Annotated in this window: 27 protein-coding genes; 13 read left to right on the top strand and 14 right to left on the bottom strand. The window is 48.9% G+C overall.

Annotated elements, in window-relative coordinates:
• Positions 1-56: 56 nt before the first annotated feature.
• The 8 genes from clpX to nifV form a co-directional block, all read right to left on the bottom strand.
• On the bottom strand, positions 57-1,328 hold the full coding sequence (gene clpX / locus M0R47_RS12270; RefSeq protein ID WP_292555086.1) for an ATP-dependent Clp protease ATP-binding subunit ClpX: 1,272 nt from the start codon (positions 1,326-1,328) through the stop codon (positions 57-59).
• Positions 1,325-2,197, bottom strand: coding sequence for a nitrogen fixation protein NifM (gene nifM / locus M0R47_RS12265; protein WP_292555084.1), 873 nt, complete (start codon positions 2,195-2,197; stop codon positions 1,325-1,327). The genes clpX and nifM overlap by 4 nt, the downstream gene beginning before the upstream one ends.
• Position 2,198: 1 nt before the next feature.
• A complete protein-coding gene (locus M0R47_RS12260) occupies positions 2,199-2,678 on the bottom strand; it encodes a nitrogen fixation protein NifZ (RefSeq protein ID WP_292555081.1) in 480 nt (159 codons plus the stop codon).
• Positions 2,675-2,992 (bottom strand): nitrogenase-stabilizing/protective protein NifW, encoded by a 318-nt coding sequence (locus M0R47_RS12255; RefSeq protein ID WP_292555078.1) that lies wholly within the window; start codon positions 2,990-2,992, stop codon positions 2,675-2,677. Before M0R47_RS12255 ends, M0R47_RS12260 begins: the two co-directional genes overlap by 4 nt.
• A 387-nt stretch (positions 2,993-3,379) precedes the next feature.
• On the bottom strand, positions 3,380-3,886 hold the full coding sequence (locus M0R47_RS12250) for a hypothetical protein (RefSeq protein ID WP_292555076.1): 507 nt from the start codon (positions 3,884-3,886) through the stop codon (positions 3,380-3,382).
• Positions 3,887-4,672: a serine O-acetyltransferase gene (cysE, locus tag M0R47_RS12245; RefSeq protein ID WP_292555219.1), complete on the bottom strand. Its 786-nt coding sequence runs from the start codon at positions 4,670-4,672 to the stop codon at positions 3,887-3,889.
• A 241-nt stretch (positions 4,673-4,913) separates the two neighbouring features.
• Positions 4,914-5,060: a hypothetical protein gene (locus M0R47_RS12240; protein ID WP_292555073.1), complete on the bottom strand. Its 147-nt coding sequence runs from the start codon at positions 5,058-5,060 to the stop codon at positions 4,914-4,916.
• Between the two features lie 12 nt (positions 5,061-5,072).
• Positions 5,073-6,197 (bottom strand): homocitrate synthase, encoded by a 1,125-nt coding sequence (gene nifV / locus M0R47_RS12235; protein WP_292555070.1) that lies wholly within the window; start codon positions 6,195-6,197, stop codon positions 5,073-5,075.
• A gap of 346 nt (positions 6,198-6,543) precedes the next feature.
• On the opposite strand from nifV, the gene M0R47_RS12230 reads away from it, so the two are divergent.
• From M0R47_RS12230 to M0R47_RS12210, 5 genes are all read left to right on the top strand, one after another.
• On the top strand, positions 6,544-6,726 hold the full coding sequence (locus M0R47_RS12230) for a hypothetical protein (RefSeq protein ID WP_292555067.1): 183 nt from the start codon (positions 6,544-6,546) through the stop codon (positions 6,724-6,726).
• Between the two features lie 145 nt (positions 6,727-6,871).
• On the top strand, positions 6,872-7,546 hold the full coding sequence (locus M0R47_RS12225) for a hypothetical protein (protein ID WP_292555064.1): 675 nt from the start codon (positions 6,872-6,874) through the stop codon (positions 7,544-7,546).
• Positions 7,524-7,904 carry a type II toxin-antitoxin system HicB family antitoxin gene (locus tag M0R47_RS12220; RefSeq protein ID WP_292555061.1) on the top strand — a complete coding sequence of 127 codons (381 nt, stop codon included), beginning with the start codon at positions 7,524-7,526 and terminating at the stop codon, positions 7,902-7,904. Before M0R47_RS12225 ends, M0R47_RS12220 begins: the two co-directional genes overlap by 23 nt.
• Positions 7,901-8,035 carry a type II toxin-antitoxin system HicA family toxin gene (locus tag M0R47_RS12215; RefSeq protein WP_292555059.1) on the top strand — a complete coding sequence of 45 codons (135 nt, stop codon included), beginning with the start codon at positions 7,901-7,903 and terminating at the stop codon, positions 8,033-8,035. Before M0R47_RS12220 ends, M0R47_RS12215 begins: the two co-directional genes overlap by 4 nt.
• Positions 8,022-8,108 carry a type II toxin-antitoxin system HicA family toxin gene (locus M0R47_RS12210; RefSeq protein WP_292555216.1) on the top strand — a complete coding sequence of 29 codons (87 nt, stop codon included), beginning with the start codon at positions 8,022-8,024 and terminating at the stop codon, positions 8,106-8,108. The genes M0R47_RS12215 and M0R47_RS12210 overlap by 14 nt, the downstream gene beginning before the upstream one ends.
• A 194-nt stretch (positions 8,109-8,302) precedes the next feature.
• Here M0R47_RS12210 and nifS read toward each other — a convergent pair whose 3' ends face one another.
• From nifS to M0R47_RS12195, 3 genes are all read right to left on the bottom strand, one after another.
• Complete coding sequence (gene nifS, locus M0R47_RS12205) at positions 8,303-9,511, bottom strand: cysteine desulfurase NifS (protein ID WP_292555056.1); 1,209 nt, start codon at positions 9,509-9,511, stop codon at positions 8,303-8,305.
• Entirely contained in the window at positions 9,511-10,416 is a 906-nt protein-coding gene (nifU, locus tag M0R47_RS12200; protein ID WP_292555053.1) for a Fe-S cluster assembly protein NifU, read from the bottom strand. The genes nifS and nifU overlap by 1 nt, the downstream gene beginning before the upstream one ends.
• Positions 10,417-10,540: 124 nt before the next feature.
• Positions 10,541-10,897: an iron-sulfur cluster assembly accessory protein gene (locus M0R47_RS12195; RefSeq protein WP_292555049.1), complete on the bottom strand. Its 357-nt coding sequence runs from the start codon at positions 10,895-10,897 to the stop codon at positions 10,541-10,543.
• Positions 10,898-11,099: 202 nt separating this feature from the next.
• Between M0R47_RS12195 and M0R47_RS12190 the strand changes: the two genes are divergently transcribed.
• From M0R47_RS12190 to M0R47_RS12165, 8 genes are all read left to right on the top strand, one after another.
• Positions 11,100-11,363 (top strand): nitrogen fixation protein NifZ, encoded by a 264-nt coding sequence (locus M0R47_RS12190; protein ID WP_292555047.1) that lies wholly within the window; start codon positions 11,100-11,102, stop codon positions 11,361-11,363.
• A gap of 577 nt (positions 11,364-11,940) precedes the next feature.
• The gene (locus M0R47_RS12185) at positions 11,941-13,530 is read left to right on the top strand and encodes a SagB/ThcOx family dehydrogenase (protein ID WP_292555044.1); all 1,590 of its coding nucleotides are present in this window, start codon (positions 11,941-11,943) and stop codon (positions 13,528-13,530) included.
• A gap of 210 nt (positions 13,531-13,740) precedes the next feature.
• Positions 13,741-14,685: a putative phage abortive infection protein gene (locus M0R47_RS12180; RefSeq protein ID WP_292555041.1), complete on the top strand. Its 945-nt coding sequence runs from the start codon at positions 13,741-13,743 to the stop codon at positions 14,683-14,685.
• Positions 14,686-14,847: 162 nt separating this feature from the next.
• Positions 14,848-15,084, top strand: coding sequence for a DUF433 domain-containing protein (locus tag M0R47_RS12175; protein WP_292555038.1), 237 nt, complete (start codon positions 14,848-14,850; stop codon positions 15,082-15,084).
• Positions 15,081-15,434: a DUF5615 family PIN-like protein gene (locus M0R47_RS12170; RefSeq protein ID WP_292555035.1), complete on the top strand. Its 354-nt coding sequence runs from the start codon at positions 15,081-15,083 to the stop codon at positions 15,432-15,434. Before M0R47_RS12175 ends, M0R47_RS12170 begins: the two co-directional genes overlap by 4 nt.
• 309 nt (positions 15,435-15,743) lie before the next feature.
• The gene (locus M0R47_RS21945) at positions 15,744-15,932 is read left to right on the top strand and encodes a type II toxin-antitoxin system HicB family antitoxin (RefSeq protein ID WP_366513209.1); all 189 of its coding nucleotides are present in this window, start codon (positions 15,744-15,746) and stop codon (positions 15,930-15,932) included.
• Positions 15,933-15,934: 2 nt separating this feature from the next.
• Positions 15,935-16,108 (top strand): type II toxin-antitoxin system HicA family toxin, encoded by a 174-nt coding sequence (locus tag M0R47_RS21940; RefSeq protein ID WP_366513208.1) that lies wholly within the window; start codon positions 15,935-15,937, stop codon positions 16,106-16,108.
• A gap of 165 nt (positions 16,109-16,273) precedes the next feature.
• The gene (locus M0R47_RS12165) at positions 16,274-17,314 is read left to right on the top strand and encodes a phytanoyl-CoA dioxygenase family protein (RefSeq protein ID WP_292555032.1); all 1,041 of its coding nucleotides are present in this window, start codon (positions 16,274-16,276) and stop codon (positions 17,312-17,314) included.
• Between the two features lie 89 nt (positions 17,315-17,403).
• Here M0R47_RS12165 and M0R47_RS12160 read toward each other — a convergent pair whose 3' ends face one another.
• From M0R47_RS12160 to rsxG, 3 genes are read right to left on the bottom strand one after another with little or no spacing between them, the layout of a single operon-like run.
• Positions 17,404-17,664: an RnfH family protein gene (locus tag M0R47_RS12160; RefSeq protein WP_292555029.1), complete on the bottom strand. Its 261-nt coding sequence runs from the start codon at positions 17,662-17,664 to the stop codon at positions 17,404-17,406.
• Complete coding sequence (locus M0R47_RS12155; protein WP_292555027.1) at positions 17,661-18,368, bottom strand: electron transport complex subunit E; 708 nt, start codon at positions 18,366-18,368, stop codon at positions 17,661-17,663. Before M0R47_RS12155 ends, M0R47_RS12160 begins: the two co-directional genes overlap by 4 nt.
• A 10-nt stretch (positions 18,369-18,378) precedes the next feature.
• A complete protein-coding gene (gene rsxG / locus M0R47_RS12150; RefSeq protein WP_292555023.1) occupies positions 18,379-19,089 on the bottom strand; it encodes an electron transport complex subunit RsxG in 711 nt (236 codons plus the stop codon).
• Positions 19,090-19,375: the final 286 nt, after the last annotated feature.

Raw genomic sequence — 19,375 nt, 5'->3', positions numbered from 1 at the left:
TAAAAACTTCGTGTCCTTCGTGTCTTCGTGGTGTTATTTCTTAAATTAGGGGCACTCTACCCTGCCTGCTGCCTGAGCTTGGTTTCGGCCTTTTTAATCAACCTGATCTCGCCTTCGCCTTTAACCACATCGGCATCGACAATGCATTGCTCAATGTCATCAACAGATGGAATATCGAACATGGTTTTGCGTAATATCTGTTCCATAATGCTGCGTAAGCCGCGCGCCCCGGTTTCGCGTTCTATGGCCTTTTTGGCGATTTCGACCAGGGCGTCCTGTTCGAATGTCAACTCCACGCCTTCGTAAGCAAACAGCTGCTGATACTGACGCACCAAAGCATTTTTAGGTTCGGTCAACACCTGGATCAAAGCGTCTACATCCAGCGGTTCCAACGGCGCCAGCACCGGAAAGCGGCCGATAAACTCGGGGATTAAGCCGAACTTGCGCAAATCGCTGGGCTGCGTCGCATTAAGCATGGCTTCCAATGCCGGTTTTTCAGCCGTTTTGTTCACTTCGGCATGAAAACCGATGGCGGAATTGGTCGGCACCAGGCGTTTTTCGACATATTTTTCCAAGCCCGGAAACGAGCCCCCGGCGATAAACAGGATATTGCGCGTATCCATCGTGGTTTCGCCCTCTTTGTTGCGTCCCTTTCCCGGAATCTTGACGTGAGAGCCTTCGACCAGCCTTAGCAATGCCTGCTGCACGCCCTCGCCGGACACATCGCGGGTTCCGGTTTGCTGTTCGGAGCTGCGGGCGATTTTGTCGATTTCATCAAGGTAAACGATGCCCCATTCCGCATTAGTCATATTGCCTTCCGCGACATCCAGCAACCGAACCAGAATATTTTCCACATCATCGCCGACATAGCCCGCCTGCGTCAGTGTAGTCGCATCGGCAACGACAAACGGTACGCCGACAACTTTCGCCAAGGTGCCGGCTAATAGCGTCTTCCCGGTACCGGACGGCCCGATCAGCAGGATGTTGGATTTACCGATTTCCACATCCTTGTCAAACTCGCCCAAACCGACATCGCCGCTTTCGTGCTTGAGGCGTTTGTAATGGTTATAAACAGCCACGGACAATATCTCTTTAGCCAGATGCTGTCCGATAATGTATTGATCGAGATGTTCTTTGATTTTTGCAGGGATGGGCAATGTACCCTGCATTTCGGAAAGCTCTTTCTTCCGGCTCCAGTTACTGACGACTTGATTGGCCAGTGACACGCAAGCCCCGCAGATATAACCCTCGCTACCCGCAATCAACGGCACCGAAGCGGATTGGTTAACGCCGCAAAAAGAACAGTGTTTGGTTTCTTTATCGCTCATGATCTGCTCTCCCCGGATTCATGATTGGCTAAACCAGCTAACCAGGCGCGCTGGCAGGTACGGCGGGCGCGATCCTTCATTAACTGGCGTATTTTGGGTGTTGCTTTTGCAAGGGACAGAGTCTCGGACTTTTGTATGCTCTTGCACAACAGCACATGAAAGCCGATTTCCGATTTGACCGCCTCGCTGACTTCGCCTGCCTTCATGTCAAACAGCACCGCATCCAATTCAGGATACAGCGTGCCGCGCGGCACCGTACCCAGCACGCCGCCTTGCAAAGCGGTCGGGCATTCGGAATGCCGTAAGGCCAGATCGGCAAATTTATGCGGCTTTTTACGCAGTTTTTCGGCGATTTCCTGAGCGCGCGTTAAAGCCGTCTCAAGGGTATTTTCAGGATAATCCGGATTAATGCTGATGAAGATATGGCAGGCTTCGCGCCGTTCAGGAAGATGAAACTGCTCGGCATGCAGGTGATAATAGATGCCGATTTCGATATCGCTGATAGCGGGCGCACGGCTGGCGACCAACTCCAGCACCGTATTGACCTTGCACTGGCGATGCAATGCCGCCAGCAGGCTGTCTTTGTCGAGCCGGTTTTTCTCCAGATCGCTGAAAAAAGCAGCCTCGTCCTGATAACGGCCCTGAATTTCCTGATAAGCTTGCTGCAATTCCTGATCAGTGATGATCACTGCCGACGCTTCAGGCGTATTCAGCACACGGCTTTCAATCCTGAACTCATTTAAGGCTTGAGTTTTGGCCTGCTGCAACTCAGCCTCCGTCAAATCACCGGGCGATTTCTTGAATAGGGCTAAAGCCGCCCTCAGTAAATTGTAAGTTGCCGGCTGGGCAGTTTTTTCAATTGCAGCCATATCAAACCTCGGGTTCGTTGAATGACTCGGGGTGCGCCGGGGCAAGCGCTGATTCGGGCACTTGCAGGACTCTACCCTGAAAAGCGACATGGTATTGAATCAACTCGTTATCCCTGATCACCTTAAAAACTTCGCCTTCCGTGCCTTTGGCGAACAGGATATTACCCTGTATGCCTAAATCCATCGTGCAAACCACCTTGTCCCTGAACTCAAAGCGGCTGGGATTCCAAGGTTCGTCAGCGCCGATCAATTCTTCCAGGCGGCAACCGACCATCCGGTCAACAGACAAAAAATGGACGGTATAAATAACCTGGTCTTGTAAAAAAGTGCCCACATTAAGGATATTGCCCACACTACCCCGGCGAACTAACAGAGTCCCTACATCCATGCCGGGATAAGTGCCGTCATTGCGGACATTTCGGGTCACCCGGACCGATTCGCCGAATTCAAACCGGCCTTCGTCGAAGCGCTCGGGTTTCATGTTTTTATATCGCTTAAAGAGACAAACGCCGTTTGCGAGGCCTCGCCCATCGCAAACACTTTAAAGACCTTTTCGGTTTGTGCATCGGATTCGACAAAATCCTGATAAGCCCGTTGCAATAGTTTGCTGTAAACCGCCCTTTTCGGGGCTTCGTCTTCCGGCATATCGTCGGCGGCTTTTTGTAAATAATCATGAAAACGCTGCAAAATATGCAGGCGATTGACATGCACTACGCTGGGCTCATAGTCCAGTTGAAAATATTGCAGGAAGTCTTCAGCCGATTCCAGCTCTTCCATTTCTTCTTCAAAACTCATGGGTTTTCTCCGGTAATTAAAGGGGCCCGACTGAAGCGACGTCCTGAAATAACAGGTACAACGCCAGAATAATAAACACCACCAGAGGCATAATGGTCATCAATGAATCGATTAACTCTTTTTTCAACATGATCTTGCTCCATTTAGCTTTTGAGCCAGCGCAGCACAACTCAAACAATCGTGGTTCAAAAATATTGGGTTATGCTGCGCTTCCAACAGTAGGCGCTTTAGGCGACCCACCCTACATCTGCTTTACGCTTGATCACCAATTCCAATAATCCTTACGCTCTAATCCGGTTCTTGATAATTCATGTAGGGTACGCATCGCGTACCTTATTAAGCTAGGAAGTTGCTTTGAAATTGGTACGCAATGCGTACCCTACGCGGCTACACCGCGACATCCGTTTTCCGCTTGACTACCAATTCCAATAACCCTTGCGCGCCGATCCTGTCCTTGCTATCCAGCTCGACCAGTTTTTCAAAAATAGCCTGGCTCAAATCCAGATTTTCCAAACGCATATTCAAAAAGCCGATAGCTTTGAGAGTGAACAAATACAGCCTGACCTGAGTTAATAAGTCGGCCGGCGCATCGTTAATATGGCTTAGTTGCAGGTCAGACCACTCTTCCGGAAAAGCTATCATCAACCTGATCACAGCCAAGGCTTTGGTGGTTGCCGCTAAAGCCTCTTCCAGGCGATACTGGTAATAGTAAAAACGGTTTAAGGCCACCAATACATTCAACGACTCGGGAGCCAAAAAATAAGCTTGCAGCAACGACAGTTCGGCATTGCCACTGGCATAATTTTCCGCCGCTGTCGCTATCAGCTCTTTAACGCCCACGGCATCGGGCTGTTCAAAATACAAACCTTGCGCTTCAAAATCCAACAGATCCATCTACAACCTCGCCGCCTGTTTTACCGGGCTGTCTTTCTTGGGAACGCAAATGCTTTCCGCGTCGCACACATCACAACTGTCTTCAGCCAATACTTTATGCGCCTGCTTTTGCCCGGCCTCCAGTTCATCTATCCGTTCGATCAAACAGGCAATCGCTTTGCCGACCGGATCGGGAATCAAATGATGATCCAGATCAATGCCGTGCCGGTTTTGTATCTGTGTGCCTTTACTTTGGATAATGCGGCCGGGAATGCCCACCACCGTACAGCAAGGCGGCACATCCTTGATCACGACTGAGTTGGCGCCGACACGGACATTGTTGCCCAGGGTAATCGCCCCGAGAATCTTGGCTCCGGAACCCACCATCACGTTATTGCCCAAGGTAGGATGGCGTTTTTCCTTGTTCCAGGTGGTGCCGCCCAGAGTGACGCCGTGATACAGCGTGACATCGTTGCCGATTTCAGCCGTCTCGCCTATCACCACCCCCAGCGCGTGATCGATAAATAGCCGCCTGCCGATGGTTGCCGCCGGGTGAATGTCGACGCTGGTAATCATTTTGCTGAATGCGGCCAGGATTCTGGCGACCAGCTTCCAGTTTGCTTTCCATAAACGGTGGCTGATCCGATGCACCAGCACCGCATGGACGCCCGAATAGGTCAGCAATATTTCCCAGACGCTATGTGCAGCGGGGTCGCGGCCAAAAACACAATGGACATCCTCATGCCATTGGGCCAGGAATCCCTGCTGCGCTTGTGCTTGGCTTTTAATGTTATCTGATATGGCCATGACCATTTTTAGCTCCTAATTGAGTACGGAGGTAATTTCGCTAGCTTTCATCGTTCCCAAGCCCCTGCTTCATCATCGTTCCCACACGCTGCGTCACTGTCATTAAGCTAAGTTCAAATGGAGTACAAGGCTTGCCTTGTACTAACCGCGCCATACTGCAAGGCCAGCCTTGCACTCCAGCCGCTGGAAATACGCAGCCATTAACTTAATGGCAGTGACGCTGCGTGGGAACGAGGAATAACTAATTTAAACTCCAACCTGTTTTACCCAATCTAGGCGGCCCCGGTATTCTGAAAAAAGAACCGGGATAAAGATCATCCTGATCCGGTATTTCAAAAGTCTCTTTAACTTCTGGTTCATTTGACGGCAGTTCTTTATGTTCGTTCATGACGATCGCCCTCTAAAGATTTTGATGAAAAAGATTAAGCTCTTCGGTTTTCGGTGATCTTTTGGTATCACTGACAAAGCGCCTAACCTGGGTTAATAAGGCTTGCGCCTGTATCCGGCTTACTGCGATGCCTATTTGTTGATAGGCGTGAATCACGCCTTGAGTGCCCGAATGTTTGCCGAGCACCAGTTGATGGCTGCGCCCGACAATGGCCGGATCGACGCCTTGATAATTATTCGGGTCCTTTAACAAGCCATCGACATGAATGCCGGCTTCATGACTGAATACGCTTTTGCCGATCAGGCTTTTCCGGCTGCCGATTGCATCGCCCGACGCGCTGGCAACCTGCTCGGAAAGGGCTGGGAAATTGTGCAGATTAATCCCGGTTTCAATGCCGTAGAGTTGCTTTAAACCTACCACCACTTCTTCCAATGCCGCATTGCCTGCGCGTTCGCCCAAGCCGTTCACTGTGGTATTAACATGAGTCGCGCCCGCCAACGCCGCAGCCAGCGTATTGGCGGTAGCCAACCCTAAATCGTCATGGGCATGCATTTCAATTTCCAAATCGGTTGCCGCTCTTAGTTTTTTGATCGTCTCAAACACGCCGAACGGTTCCATAATACCGACCGTATCGGCGAAACGAATCCGGCTTGCTCCTGCCAGTTGTGCGGTTTCGGCCATTTTGATCAAAAAATCCACATCAGCCCGCGAGGCATCTTCCATACCGACGCAGACGTCCATATTCAAACTTCGCGCTTCCTGAACGCAGTTGGTAATCGTATTTAGTACCCATTGCCGGCTTTGTTTAAGCTTATGCTGAATATGCTGATCCGAAGCCGATATCGATAAATCGACTTTGTGCACATTCAAGCCTAAACAGGCATGTAAATCATCGCGGCGCATTCTCGACCAGACCAGCAGCTTTGAGGACAAACCTAAAGCAGCAATCGCCTTGATCTCGTCCCGTTCCGCCTGCCCCATTGCCGGAATGCCGATTTCCAGTTCCGGTACGCCCAAATCCGCCAGCTGCGTTGCAATCGCCAGCTTTTCATTCAGCGAAAAGGCGACTCCGGCCGATTGCTCACCGTCGCGGAGTGTGGTGTCGTCTATGATAATAGTGCGGGGTGATGTGTTCATGGCTAAACTCAAGCTACTTGGCGTAATGCCTTTAATCTTCATAGAGCAAAATACTTGCCAACTGTGTATTCAGCGGAAATAGCGGTGTGTAAACCTTGATTGGCGCAATACCGACAGAACAATGCAACGCCAAAACAAAGAAATTGTCGTAAAGCCGACAAAGTAGTGTTGATTTTTAGCTGGGGTTAATTTGATTAAAGCTACTTTCTTTTTTCTTTACAACTTAGCCTTCAGAGAATAAAAAGTACCGTTTAGTTATGAAAATACAGTACCGTGCCTGAATAATCGCGTGGATAATATTTGTCAGTACATATCCAATACGACCTGATTAACGTGGAGACAATCAATGATTATTAAGCCCATCCTTAACGATGAGGGATTAAAAACAGCATTCCAACGTTTAGAAATGGTTTTTCAAGCGGAACCGAACACACCCGAAGCCGACGAAATGGAAGACCTGGTTACGTTAATTGAAGACTACGAAAACAAGTACTATGCAATGGCTTTTATCGACAATACAGAAGACTAAGTGTTTCGTGATTTATCTGAAATTTGCGCTGATCCCTAATATCTATAGAGAAAATCCGGCCTTTAACATTCTAGCCCCTCATACTGACCACTTTGCTATATGATTTTTAGCAATCCAGAACTTGTTCTCTTGAACAGATCCCGGAATGAATATAAAAACTTTTATAGAAGTCAAAATCAAGTCTTCTTATAACGACCAAGACCTGATTGCCAATATTCGCCGCTTTGCGCAGGAAGAGGAAGGCTGGCAGTATCTGGCTGAACAATCATTAACCTATGCCTCGGCAGTTGGAGAAGCATCATGCGCTGTACTGAAAGAAAACGATCCCTACCACCCAGCCATCGCCATCACCATCACCAAAAAGGATAACAAAACATTCTATATCGCCAATATCGTTCCTCGTGACACCCCGCAAATTCAGTTAGCCGATTACAATGTTCTTTCAAGGGAGTTTGCCAACGGGTTAAGAAAATATGCCAAAAAGAACGGACTGGAAATAACCGTAACAACCACATCGGACGAAGTGAGATTGCAAGACATAATATCTGGAAAAACTTCAAGAATCTTGTTTGAGCAATATCTAAACCTATTTCCAACAAGCTACCATCCCTGTGATGTAAATAGGCTAGATCGGTTTATTTGTAGTATTTCAAAATATTCCAGAAAGCAGATTAATTTGGATTTACTAAAGGCATGGCTAATTGATGAGAAGTCGTGGTCAGAAAAAGATGCCGATTGGTGCGTGCAAAGGATAGAAATAGGATTAGCAGTATTAAAAACATACAGAGGTATTAGATTTGGCATTGCACTTCGGAGTTGAATCCGCCGTTCATATTGCGTTCTGCAATACTGGAATTAAAGACGCAACAAAAATACCTATATCACCTGAAACGCCGGTTTGCTTGGCTCTGTCATCAGTGCTAATGTCCAACCATCGTTGTTTTTTAGTAAAAATCAAAAAAACCGGAGCAATTATGAAATTACAAGTTGTAGTCCACCCTGCTGAAGAAGGCGGATTTTGGGCGGAAATTCCTGCTTTTGCGGGCTGTGTTTCGGAAGGCGAAACAGTTGAAGAAACACTGTCCAATATTAAAGAAGCGGCAGAAGGTTGGTTAGAAGTTGCCTCTATGCGAATCAAAAACAACAATCAAACACAAATTGCCGAAATTGAACTATGAAGTCCATTTCGGGCAAGGCTTTTTGTAAGTTACTGCATTTGCATGGTTGGCAGTTACAACGAATTCGAGGTAGCCATCATATTTATACGCATCCTAGCAGGACGGAAATTTTGACCCGTGCCTGTCCATAGTAATCAAGATTTAAAAACTGGCACGTTAAGTAAATTACTTAAAGATGCCGGCTTAACAGAATGTGATTTTTAATGATGGCCGAGCTAACCGCGTAGGCCGGAATAAGCCGGTTCGAGCGATAGCAAGAATCGGTGTTTCCGGCAAACATTGCCCAAACTCGCCGGAAAAGCTTCCGCTCCTGCTCATGCTCCTTACCTACGTCCATGTAGGCAACGCCACCTCGCGCTACGCGCTTGGATGGTCTTATTCCGGCCTACGTTTGATTGCTACGAATACGTCGGAGCAAAAGCCTGCTCAGGATTCGCCACCGGTCCATCGCCTGACCAATACGGCGACAACTTACGCAAGGTCGCGACAATACCGGGCATCACTTTCAGCACTTCATCCACTTCCGCCATGGTGTTATAGCGCGAGAACGAAAAGCGGATCGTGCCGTGCGCGGCGGTATAAGGAATATCCATAGCCCGCATCACATGAGAAGGTTCCAACGACCCGGACGTACACGCCGATCCGCTCGATGCCGCGATACCGGCTTTATTCAACAACATCAAAATCGATTCGCCTTCGATGTATTCAAAAGCAATATCCGTTGTGTTCGGCAAACGGTTATACATATCGCCGGTTACGAAACAATGGCCGATCTGCTCGGTAATGCCTTGTTCCAAACGGTCGCGCATGGCCTTGACTTTGGTGTTTTCATACTCGATATACTCCAGCGCCAATTCGCAAGCTTTGCCGAGGCCGACAATAGACGCGCTGTTTTCAGTCCCTGCCCTTCTGCCGCGCTCCTGATGACCGCCGCGCAATAAAGGACGATAACGGGTGCCGCGACGCAGGTACAAAACGCCGATGCCTTTGGGTGCATGCAGCTTATGTCCCGATAATGACAGCATATCGATTTTGGTATCCTGCAACATCATCGGAATCTTGCCGACCGCCTGCACCGCATCGGTATGAAACATTACGCCTGCGGCATTGGCCATTTCCGCCATCTCCGCGACAGGGAAAATCGTGCCGGTTTCATTATTGGCCCACATCACCGACACAATCGCGACTTGATCGGATAACAAGCGTTGATAAGTATCCAGTTTTAATCGCCCGGCTTTATCGACCGGCAATCGATGGATGGTGTAGCCTTCTTTTTCAAGATAATCGCACAAGCTTAAAATCGCCGGATGCTCTACTGTAGTGGTAATGATTTCTTTCTTGTTCGGTTGCGCCTTGATTGCGGAAAGAATCGCCGTGGAGTTGGATTCGGTGCCGCACGAGGTAAAAATGATTTCGGAATCGTGTTCGGCACCGATCAAAGCCTGAACCTGTTGGCGGGCCTGTTTAAGCCCACGCGCCACGCCGTCGGCGAATTTATGGATCGATGACGGGTTGCCGTATTGCTCAAGAAAATACGGAATCATCACGTCGACCACCGCCGGATCGACCTTGGTGGTCGCATTGTTATCCAGATAAATGTCGGTCATCACGCCACCTCGATATTGACTAATTTTTTCATTTCCGAGGCCGGCACCACTTTAATGAATTCGCCCATCACTTCCATCAAGCGTTGTTGAATGCCGGCAATGGTCATCGCGGCCATTTGGCAACCGTTGCAGGCGCCGGTCATGTTCACGTAAGCGGTGTTGCCGATCACTTCGACCAATTCCACGTCGCCGCCATCGGCCATCAATGCCGGTCTTAACGACTCCAACACCTCCTCAATCCTTTTAATGCGTTGCAAATTGGTCAACGGTGCTTTAACGGCGGCGACTTTTGCAGGCGCTTCAACCGGCGCCGCAGTCGGATCGAATTTCTCGCCTTTCTCGGCCAAGACTTTTTCCAGGATCGCTTCAATATCTTCATGGCAAGCCGCGCAACCGCCGCCCGCTTTGGTAAAGTTGGTCACATCCTCAACAGTGCGCAATTTATTAGCCCAGATCATTTCTTCGATCATCACTGCATCAATCGCGAAACATTTGCAGATCAGCGCCCCTTCTTCATGATCGTCTTTCCACTCTTCCCCGCGGTAATTCGCTATCGCCGCTTGCAGAGCTTCACGACCCATAACCGAACAGTGCATTTTTTCCGGAGGCAAGCCTTCCAGATGGTCGGCAATATCCTGGTTAGTCACTTTTAACGCTTCATCCAGCGTCATGCCTTTAATGATTTCGGTCAGCACCGATGACGATGCAATTGCAGAACCGCAACCGAAAGTTTGAAAACCTGCTTCAAGGATAACTTCGCTGTCGTCATCGACTTTTAAGGTCAGCCGTAAGGCATCGCCGCAGCTGATTGAACCCACTTCGCCGGTCGCATTGGCATCAACGACCGCGCCCGCATTTTTGGGGTTAAAAAAATGTTCTTTAACTTTATCTGAATAGTCCCACATGGCTTTATCCTCGGGAATAGGTTGTAGGATGGGTAGAGGCATAGCCGAAACCCATCATAATCAAAGACCGGTGCGATGGGTTTCACTTCGTGCTTTTGTGCTACCCATCCTACGGATTAATTGGTTATGAGCAGGTTTTAGTTCCGGTGCCGTCGGCACTGGTATTAAACGAAGTGCCGCAAGCGCAGCTTTTAGCTGCATTGGGATTGGTAAACTTAAATCCCGAACCGTCGATGCTGTCGAGAAAATCGACCGACATGCCATCCAGCATCGGCAAACTGGCCGGATCGATAAACACTTTCACCTCGCCGCAATCAATGACAGTATCTTCCGGCGTGTGGCTGCCTTCGAGTTTCAAACCGTATTGATAACCTGAGCAACCGCCGTCGGTGACTTCTATGCGTAAACCGGCCGTAGGTGTTCCCGAGCTGGCAATAAAGCGGCCGACAGCGGTGACGGCCTTTTCTGTTAATGTAATCATGTAGAGTCTCCTGAATGGATTGGCATCGTTCTTGTAAATACCTAAAGCAACCTGTATGCCATATCATTATTTATTCAGTAATGACTTGTTTAATAAGACTTTAATAAATCAGCCATACCATAACCAATGTATGATCAAACGGGTTTCAATCACACAATCGACTGACAATGTAAGGTTTACGACAAAATGAAGGAGATATGAAATGAACGTACAAGATTTAGATGTAGGCGATGTCGTTTATGCTGCAAAAACGCTTACCGATGATGGCTCAATACCCGATGGTGCCGAAGGCGAAATATTGGCCGAAGCCGGAACTCGCGGGGTAATCACCCTGATCGGGCATGTGGAGGAAGAGCCGGATCGGAGCGTTTTTCTGGTACGCTTTGAAGATAAGGATATGAATCTGGGCAATCCGATCGGCTGCTGGGTTGATGATTTGGCTATGGAGCCTAAGCGGATTAATTAACTGATATTCATGGCGAAAAAGCTTTCACCACGAAGGCACGAACAGCTATAGGAATACAGGAGGCACGACCCCACGAATGAGGAAATGCAGGCGCTGAATCGGTGAAACGTTAGGAGCGTTGCGAGTTAGACCTTCCAGGTTTTAAAAACCTGGAAGGTCTGTCTACCGGCATTTATTAGGTGAGGGTCTGCCGGAATGACGATGTTCTGTAGATACTTTCCTCGCTCCGGCGCTCATCGTTATACACAAGTCTGTTCAAGACCTTCATTTGGTATAAATGCTGGAATGGCTCGGATGTAGGTCGGAATAAAACCGCCCGGCGACAGCAAGGGTGGGCGTTGCCTACATGGATGTAGGTAAGGGGCGTGAGCACGACTGCAAGGACAGGAAATGATCCTGTCATTTCTCTGCATTCCCCACATCCCTGTGGGTCATGCAGGAGGTACGACCCCACGGATGGGGGAGGTAAAGCAATGCACGGAGCAGTTGCCGAGGAGCGGAAGCTTTGCCTGTTCGCAAGCAGAGCTTGCACTCCATTATTCCGACTTAAATTGGCGATTCCTTGGATTTACCCATCATGAACAAACAAACCGAAACCGTTCTAAGCTACCACAATCGCACTAAACACAGTCTGGAGCGCTACGCCAAAGGCCCGGAATCCATCGACTGGGAAGACCAACCCGACCAATTCCGGCGTTTTTCCGGTTGCGAGATTGTCACGCTACCCTTACCCGGCGCAGAACTTGAACCGTCATTCGCCGACCTGGATAAGCCGGAAACAATACCGGCAAGACCGTTAAACCTGATGAATGCCGGTTTATTGCTGGAATTAGCCTTCGGCCTGTCGGCATGGAAACAATATGGCCCGAGCCGCTGGGCATTGCGCTGCAATCCTTCCAGCGGCAACCTGCACCCGACCGAAGTTTATCTGATCAGCCCCAGAGATAGCTTTATCAAATCAGGCGTTTATCACTACGTCAGCCATGACCACAGCCTTGAACAGCGTTGTCGGTTTGAAGGCATATTGCCCGATTCCGACATATTGATCGGCCTTTCCTCTATCCATTGGCGGGAAGCCTGGAAATACGGCGAGCGAGCTTATCGCTATTGCCAACATGATCTGGGCCATGCCTTGGGCGCGTTGCGGTACGCGGCGGCGACGCTGGGCTGGTCGGTTGAATTGCTGGCCGAATGGTCGGATGACGACATCGCCAAGCTATTGGGGCTTGATCGGGATGATTTTAAAAAACAGGAACATGAATCCCCCGATATTATTTGCCGGATTAACACGCAGTCCGAGACTATGCCATTAGACATCAAGGCCCTGCTGGAAAACGCGCAATCGGGAACTTGGTTCGGTAAAGCCGACAGCCTTCGCGCCTATCATATGTATAAGTGGCCGGTCATTGATGAAGTTTCCATTGCCGCAAGTAAACCACAAACAGAAGAACCTGAGTGGCAAACCGTCCAACAGCAAGTTATCCAATCATCCTGCACAAAATCAGCAACTCAAATCATCCGTCAGCGCCGCAGCGCGCAACAGTTTGACGGCAAAATGTCGCCGATGCAGCAGACTGACTTTTACCGGATGCTGGCCGCCGTTATGCCGGCCACAGCCGCATTCGAACTGTGGCGCTGGCCACCGAAAATCCACCTGTTTATTTTCGTCCATCGTGTTGAAGGTTTAGCCCCCGGTATCTATGCGCTGCCGAGAGATCATGATGCCCTGGCAAAATTGCAGGCCGCAACCCTGGCTGATTTCGATTGGCAGAAAGTATCCAAAGCAATACCGCTTTATCATCTGTATTCAGGAGATTGCCGGCAGATCGCCAAAACGCTGTCCTGCCATCAACCCATAGCCAGCGACAGCGCCTTCAGCCTGGGAATGGTTGCTGAATTTGGCGAAACCATCGAAGCCGCGCCGTGGCAATACCGCCGCTTGTTCTGGGAATGCGGTTTGATAGGCCAAACGCTTTATCTGGAAGCAGAAGCCGCAGGCCTTCGCGGCACCGGTATCGGCTGTTATTTTGATGACAGCGTGCATGAGCTTTTGGGGATCAAGGACGATAAATTGCAAAGTCTTTATCATTTTACGGTGGGTAAGCCGCTGGAAGATAAACGACTGGAAACGTTACCGGCTTATGGGCATTTGGGCGGTGTAGTGTAGGGTTGGAACAGACATCACAAACAAGTTGAAGCGGCAATGAGCGCCGTATCTATTATCAAATATAAACAATAAATTAAGCGAGCTTATAAAAGACATACGACAAGTTATGTTTTTTATAAGACAATTGATGTCATATATCTCATGTTACTTTCTGTTGTGGCAATTTGGCGGATTGAATCACCTTAATCAAATAACACTTAAAACCATCATATGTGCAAAATTGCAATAATTACAAAGTTCATCTATCGTAAATTTCTAAATTTAATTGGGCGGACGGAGGATAAAACATCTAGAAACCTTTTTGAGCTAGTTCAGCTGGCTAGTGGCGCTACATTAGTTGTATTCCTAATAAGTTTAATGTCTCTCTTTGGCGAATCAAGCTACGGGACGTTTGGTGATTTCTTTGGAGGGATACTTAACCCAATTCTGACCTTCCTAACATTTCTGGGATTATTGATAACAATAGTCTTACAGAAAAAGGAGCTTGCGCTTACAAGACAAGAACTACACACGTCTGCTCTGGCGCTCTCACAACAAGTCGAAACACAAGAAAAACAACGTTTTGAAGATACATTCTTTGCATTGTTGGAGCAGCATAATCGGTTGCTCGATAAGATCGTTGAAAATAGCGTCAGTTATGACTCAGAGGGAACTCCTGGAAACACAGCGAGCATTGTAGAACACTCGATGAATTTTCTTATTGGTAATAGAGATTATTATCCTCTATTTGAGAATAATCTAAATCTGCAAGAGTCCAAAGCTAAATTGCTTACTTTCAAGCCAATATTAAATCAATATTTCCGTGTCCTTTATCAGATTTTGAAGTTTGTAGCATCTAACTGTCCAGCTAGTACAGTGAAAGGCAAATTCCATAGAGAACTTTTGAGTGAAACAGAATGCTCACAAGAAGAAAAACTATACGCAAATATTGTCCGATCATTTCTATCTGAGGATATTTACTATTTGCTCGCAATCAATTGTTTTTGTGAGGATCAGAGTGACCATTTTATTGAATATAAAATATTGGTAGAAAGATATTCATTTTTTGAGCACATGCCTATTAATGTGCCTAAGACTTATAATGCCAACATTATTCAAGAAATTGTGGATCATTATTCTGATAAAGCATTTGGAAAGAATGTTGGAGTTCAGTAGTCCGGTAAGTCGTGCATGCTGCTTGCACTGGTTCCCAATCTCCAGGTTGGGAACCCAGAAGGCGAAGCTCCAGCTTCGCGAGACGGGAAGCTAGAGCTTCCAAAACTGAATTCCCAAGCTGGAGCTTGGAAACTAGCGAACAATATTTATACGGAGACTGATATGACTGAATTATTATCCGAACGGATTACGATGGACGCTAACATTTGTCATGGCAAGCCGACTATCCGGGGCTTGCGTTATCCGGTTGAAAATATCCTGGAATGGCTGAGTTCCGGCATGAGCGTCGATGAGATTCTCGCTGATTACGAGGATCTGGAAAGGGAAGACATTCTGGCTGCGTTGGAGTTTGCCTCTCGCCTTGCCAAAGTTAAACGGATTGAAATGCTGGCGGCATGAAATTTCTTGTCGATGCGCAACTGCCGCGGCATCTTGCGGCCAGTCTGACGTGGTCGGGACACGACGTTTTGCATACCTTAGATTTGCCGTCTGGAAACCGCACACCGGATTGGCGGATTAACGAGATTTCGGTGGAGGAGCAACGTATTGTCGTTACTAAGGATGCTGATTTCGTTAACTCGTTTTTGCTTTCGGGAGTGCCTTACAAATTGCTGTTGGTGTCGACGGGAAATATTAGTAACCGGGAGCTTGACGGCATATTCGCGAAAAATTTATCCGCGATTGTTGGGGCGCTGGAAATCTATGAGTTTGTGGAAATTACCCGTACATCGTTGATTGAACATAGATAGCCCGGTCAGGCATGCTGTTTATGCCCGACATCAACATGCGTAAAATGTTGGGCAACGAAAAGATGTTGCCTAAAGCGCTTACTGTTGGTGCCCAACCCACTTAACTCAAGGGAGAAAAGCTGTAAGGCGGATTCGCGCCAGCAATCCGCCATAATCGGGATAATCTAATCTGACTATCGCCCGGACTTTTTCAAGCGGTTTTTATGATCAAATGTTTTGGATATTGTGTGTCAAATGGCGGTTTGCTGGCGCGAAACCGCCCTACAACTACTTTAGGAGCAAATCCGTAAGAGAAGTTATACAGCAATTGTGGAGCGATGCCCGGATACGGGTTTTTATGTTGGCTTTATTCCTGGGTTCCCAGGAGCGCATACGCAAGCAGAAACCTTGGATGAGCTAAATCAAAATCTTCGGGAAGTTGTTGAAATGTTGCTTGAGGATGGTGAACCCATATTGGAAGCCGAATTTATCGGCACCCAAAATGTTGTTGTGGCTTAAACATGGGACACTTGCCTGTTCTTAAGCCTCGCGAAGTCGTTGCATTGCTTGAAGTGTTGGGATTTAGCGAACTTCGGCAGCGGGGCTCGCACAAGCAGTTTCGCTACCCTGATGGCAGGTGCACAACAGTCCCATTTCATACAGGCCGTGATGTGTCATCGATTTTACTCCGGTAAATTGCAAAAGATATTGGCTTAACCGTCGAGGAACTTCTTAAAATGCGGTGAGGCGCAATCTGCTACGTATTGAAAATAGCTATATATTTGTACATGTCCTCTTGCGCTGCTTCCCAATATCCAGCTTGGAAACCAGCAAAAAACCATAACAAAAACAAAGAATGCATGACTGCAAAACAAGAACTTAACATTTCTTCCATGGAGGTCGGCGAGTTGGGCGTGCTTCACTTGCGGCGCTATTGGCTCAAACGGCGGCTGGAAGTCGAGGGCCGGCTGGATCTGGACAGTGTGCGAGACGAACATGGACTTGATTCCACTTTGATGCAGGGCCTGGGACTGGGCATTGTCGAACCATCGGAATACCTGTTCCATCAGCGTCCTACCTATGCCGAATTCGAACAGTGGATCATGCAAAAACTCGGCGGCAGCCCTGATCGCGCCTTGGTAGAACGCCTCAATAAAATGGTCAGTTGCTACTTGGAACAACCGCATCGTACCTATCCCGTTACGGGAGCGGCCATTCAGGAACCGGTCTTGTCGGCAGCGAATTTAGAGTTTTGGCAGGAAAACGGCTATGTGGTGCTACGCAACGCGGTCTCCGCAGAGGATTGCCGGGAAGCCGAATTGGCTATATGGGACTTTCTCGGCATGGACCCGCAAAAACCCGAGAGTTGGTACAACGGACAGCATATGTTTTGGGTACCGCTTTTCCAACATCCAGCGCTGAATAAAAACCGCGCGGCATCGCGTATCCGCAAGGCGTTCGAGCAGTTGTGGGGAACCGATGACTTATGGGCTACTGTGGATCGCTCCAGTTTGAACCGGCCCGAATATGGCAGCATCGACATATCCGGCCCCAGCCGTCTGCACTGGGATGTCAGTCTTGCCTGGCCTATCCCCTTCGGCGTTCAGGGCTTGCTGTACTTAAGCGATACCAGCGCCGAACAGGGAGCCTTCCGCTGTGTACCAGGGTTTCATAGCCGCATAGGTCAATGGCTAGAGGAACTCGCACCGGAGCAAAATCCGCGCGAACAGGATTTGGAAAGCCTGGGCCCGATACCTATCACCGGCTCTGCCGGAGATTTCGTGCTCTGGCACCATGCCTTGCCGCACGGCAGCGGCCGCAACTTGGCGCATTATCCGCGGGTGGTGCAATATATTAAGCTGCTTCCCCACGACCACGGCATCCATCCGGTTTGGAAATAACCGGCTGCTGAGCAAATAGCGCATAGGACGGCCCATCTATCGCTAATGCTGCAAGACGGATTGACGCCAGCAAGCTTTACAAAACCAATCTAACGTCTTCGCCGTTGCACCATTTGCGGATCGGCGGTGATTTGACGATAAATTTCCACCCTGTCGCCGTCCTTTACCGCAGTATCCAGCGGGGCGATTTTGCCGAAGATGCCCACTTTTTGGCTGCTCAGGTTTATCTCGGGATAAAGTTTTAATACACCGGACAAGTTAATGGTTTCTTCGATGGTGCTGTTATCCGGCACTTCGAGGCGCATCCATAGTTGTCTATCGACTTGCGCATAACAAACTCCGACGTTCATGATTCCTCCTCGGCAATAACTGGGGTTAATACGGTTACCGATACTTTTCTTGCTTTTCTTTCTGCGATTTTTTGGTCGATCAGGCGCTTACCGACGATCAAAAAAGCCAGCATGATGAATCCGCCGGGCGGCAGCGCCATTAATAAAAAGCCTTTGTAATTGGGAATAACAGTGACTTCCAGGAACCTGAACGATTCGCCCAGCAACACCGAGGCATTGGCGAACAGCGTGCCCGACGCGCTGATTTCTCTTGCCGCACCGAGAGCGACCAGTACGATCAGAAAACCCAAGCCCATCATCAATCCGTCCCACAGCGCATGCCTGACCGGCTGCTTGGACGCGAATGCTTCGGCACGGCCTAATAAAGCGCAATTGGTCACGATCAACGCAATGAACAAGCCCAACACTTTATAGAGTTCGTGCGCCCAGGCATTCATTAAAATATCGACTAAGGTTACCAGCGCGGCGATCAGCAATACAAAAATCGGGATACGGATTTCGCTGGGGATTAAATGCCGGGTTACTGAGATAAGTCCGTTGGACGCTATGATCACCACCAGTGTGGCGAGCCCCATGCCCAAGCCGTTGGTGGCGGTTCCGGTCACTGCCAGTAGCGGGCAAAGCGCCAGGTTTTGCCCGAACACGATATTGTTGTTCCAAATGCCGTCGGCGGCGATTTTGCGATAGGTTTCCGATAAAAACATGGCGATGCCCTCAAGGATTAATCAGTTGTTCTTGATGCGCTTTGAATAACTGCAAGCCGCGATATATGGCCTGTACCGACTTGCGCGGGGTGATGGTCGCACCGGCGAACTGGTCGAACTCGCCGCCGTCTTTTTTAACCGCCCATTTTGCCGGGGCCAAGTTGTCCAGGGAGCGTCCGGTAAATTTCAATATCCAATCCGACTTCGCGACTTCGATTTTATCGCCCAAGCCGGGGGTTTCTTTGTGGCTGAGCACGCGCACGCCCAGAATATTGCCGTCGCGGTCTATGCCCATGATCATATTGATCGCGCCGGAATAGCCGTCGGGGGCGGTCAACTTAAAACACACGGCGCTGACATTGCCGGATTTCTTGGCGATGTAAACGGTGGTTTCGTTGGCGCCGATGTTGTATTCGGCTGATGGAAGAGTCATCGTGTCTTGCAGCATGTCGTTATCGTAAAGAGTGGAAGGCACGACTTCTTCAAGGGATTTTTTTAAGTCTTCATCGAGTCGGCGTTGGATCGTGCCTTCGGTGCTGCAATTGGTCACCCCCAGCAATACGCTGGCGATTAAAGCGAATCCTGCTAAGACGCCGGTTTGAAATTCCAGCTTGGGCCTGAGCTGGGCCAAGTTCGATGGTTCCAGCCAGTTTTTCAGGAATTCACGGTAAACCGCTATTTTTGCTTTCAGGCGTTCGATGGTTGCTGGGTCAAGTTTCATGGTGTATTCCTATATTTTGTCTCGTTCCCACGCGCTGCGTGGGAATGCCCGTCAAAGGCGCGCTGCGCCGCGAACGGTGAGTGCCGAACAATGCGTCAAACATAAACCTTCCAATTACAGGACGCAGCGCGTCCTGTACTGCATTCCCACGCAGCGCGTGGGAACGAGCTCATCAAACGTATCTTGCGTAGATACTCTCTTAAACCACAAGCCCAATTTTGCAAGAAATCATAAAATTTTATGATTTTGCTTCAACAGGAAACGTGTAAAAACGAGTCCCGTCAAA

This window comes from Methylobacter sp. (assembly GCF_023227905.1).
Lineage (GTDB): Bacteria > Pseudomonadota > Gammaproteobacteria > Methylococcales > Methylomonadaceae > Methylobacter_A.
This window is presented reverse-complemented; position numbering and strand designations above follow the sequence as displayed.

Bases quoted from the DNA above. Each gene is read 5' to 3' on its own strand.
- M0R47_RS12190 (WP_292555047.1), top strand. From the start codon at position 11,100: ATGAACGTACAAGATTTAGATGTAGGCGATGTCGTTTATGCTGCAAAA.
- clpX (WP_292555086.1), bottom strand. From the start codon at position 1,328: ATGAGCGATAAAGAAACCAAACACTGTTCTTTTTGCGGCGTTAACCAA.
- M0R47_RS12170 (WP_292555035.1), top strand. From the start codon at position 15,081: ATGAAATTTCTTGTCGATGCGCAACTGCCGCGGCATCTTGCGGCCAGT.
- M0R47_RS21940 (WP_366513208.1), top strand. From the start codon at position 15,935: ATGGGACACTTGCCTGTTCTTAAGCCTCGCGAAGTCGTTGCATTGCTT.
- nifV (WP_292555070.1), bottom strand. From the start codon at position 6,197: ATGAACACATCACCCCGCACTATTATCATAGACGACACCACACTCCGC.
- M0R47_RS12255 (WP_292555078.1), bottom strand. From the start codon at position 2,992: ATGAGTTTTGAAGAAGAAATGGAAGAGCTGGAATCGGCTGAAGACTTC.
- M0R47_RS12160 (WP_292555029.1), bottom strand. From the start codon at position 17,664: ATGAACGTCGGAGTTTGTTATGCGCAAGTCGATAGACAACTATGGATG.
- M0R47_RS12240 (WP_292555073.1), bottom strand. From the start codon at position 5,060: ATGAACGAACATAAAGAACTGCCGTCAAATGAACCAGAAGTTAAAGAG.
- cysE (WP_292555219.1), bottom strand. From the start codon at position 4,672: ATGGCCATATCAGATAACATTAAAAGCCAAGCACAAGCGCAGCAGGGA.
- rsxG (WP_292555023.1), bottom strand. From the start codon at position 19,089: ATGAAACTTGACCCAGCAACCATCGAACGCCTGAAAGCAAAAATAGCG.
- M0R47_RS12155 (WP_292555027.1), bottom strand. From the start codon at position 18,368: ATGTTTTTATCGGAAACCTATCGCAAAATCGCCGCCGACGGCATTTGG.
- nifU (WP_292555053.1), bottom strand. From the start codon at position 10,416: ATGTGGGACTATTCAGATAAAGTTAAAGAACATTTTTTTAACCCCAAA.
- M0R47_RS12260 (WP_292555081.1), bottom strand. From the start codon at position 2,678: ATGAAACCCGAGCGCTTCGACGAAGGCCGGTTTGAATTCGGCGAATCG.
- M0R47_RS12195 (WP_292555049.1), bottom strand. From the start codon at position 10,897: ATGATTACATTAACAGAAAAGGCCGTCACCGCTGTCGGCCGCTTTATT.
- M0R47_RS12185 (WP_292555044.1), top strand. From the start codon at position 11,941: ATGAACAAACAAACCGAAACCGTTCTAAGCTACCACAATCGCACTAAA.
- M0R47_RS12250 (WP_292555076.1), bottom strand. From the start codon at position 3,886: ATGGATCTGTTGGATTTTGAAGCGCAAGGTTTGTATTTTGAACAGCCC.
- M0R47_RS12215 (WP_292555059.1), top strand. From the start codon at position 7,901: ATGAAGTCCATTTCGGGCAAGGCTTTTTGTAAGTTACTGCATTTGCAT.
- nifM (WP_292555084.1), bottom strand. From the start codon at position 2,197: ATGGCTGCAATTGAAAAAACTGCCCAGCCGGCAACTTACAATTTACTG.
- M0R47_RS12180 (WP_292555041.1), top strand. From the start codon at position 13,741: ATGTGCAAAATTGCAATAATTACAAAGTTCATCTATCGTAAATTTCTA.
- M0R47_RS12230 (WP_292555067.1), top strand. From the start codon at position 6,544: ATGATTATTAAGCCCATCCTTAACGATGAGGGATTAAAAACAGCATTC.
- nifS (WP_292555056.1), bottom strand. From the start codon at position 9,511: ATGACCGACATTTATCTGGATAACAATGCGACCACCAAGGTCGATCCG.
- M0R47_RS12175 (WP_292555038.1), top strand. From the start codon at position 14,848: ATGACTGAATTATTATCCGAACGGATTACGATGGACGCTAACATTTGT.
- M0R47_RS12225 (WP_292555064.1), top strand. From the start codon at position 6,872: ATGAATATAAAAACTTTTATAGAAGTCAAAATCAAGTCTTCTTATAAC.
- M0R47_RS12165 (WP_292555032.1), top strand. From the start codon at position 16,274: ATGACTGCAAAACAAGAACTTAACATTTCTTCCATGGAGGTCGGCGAG.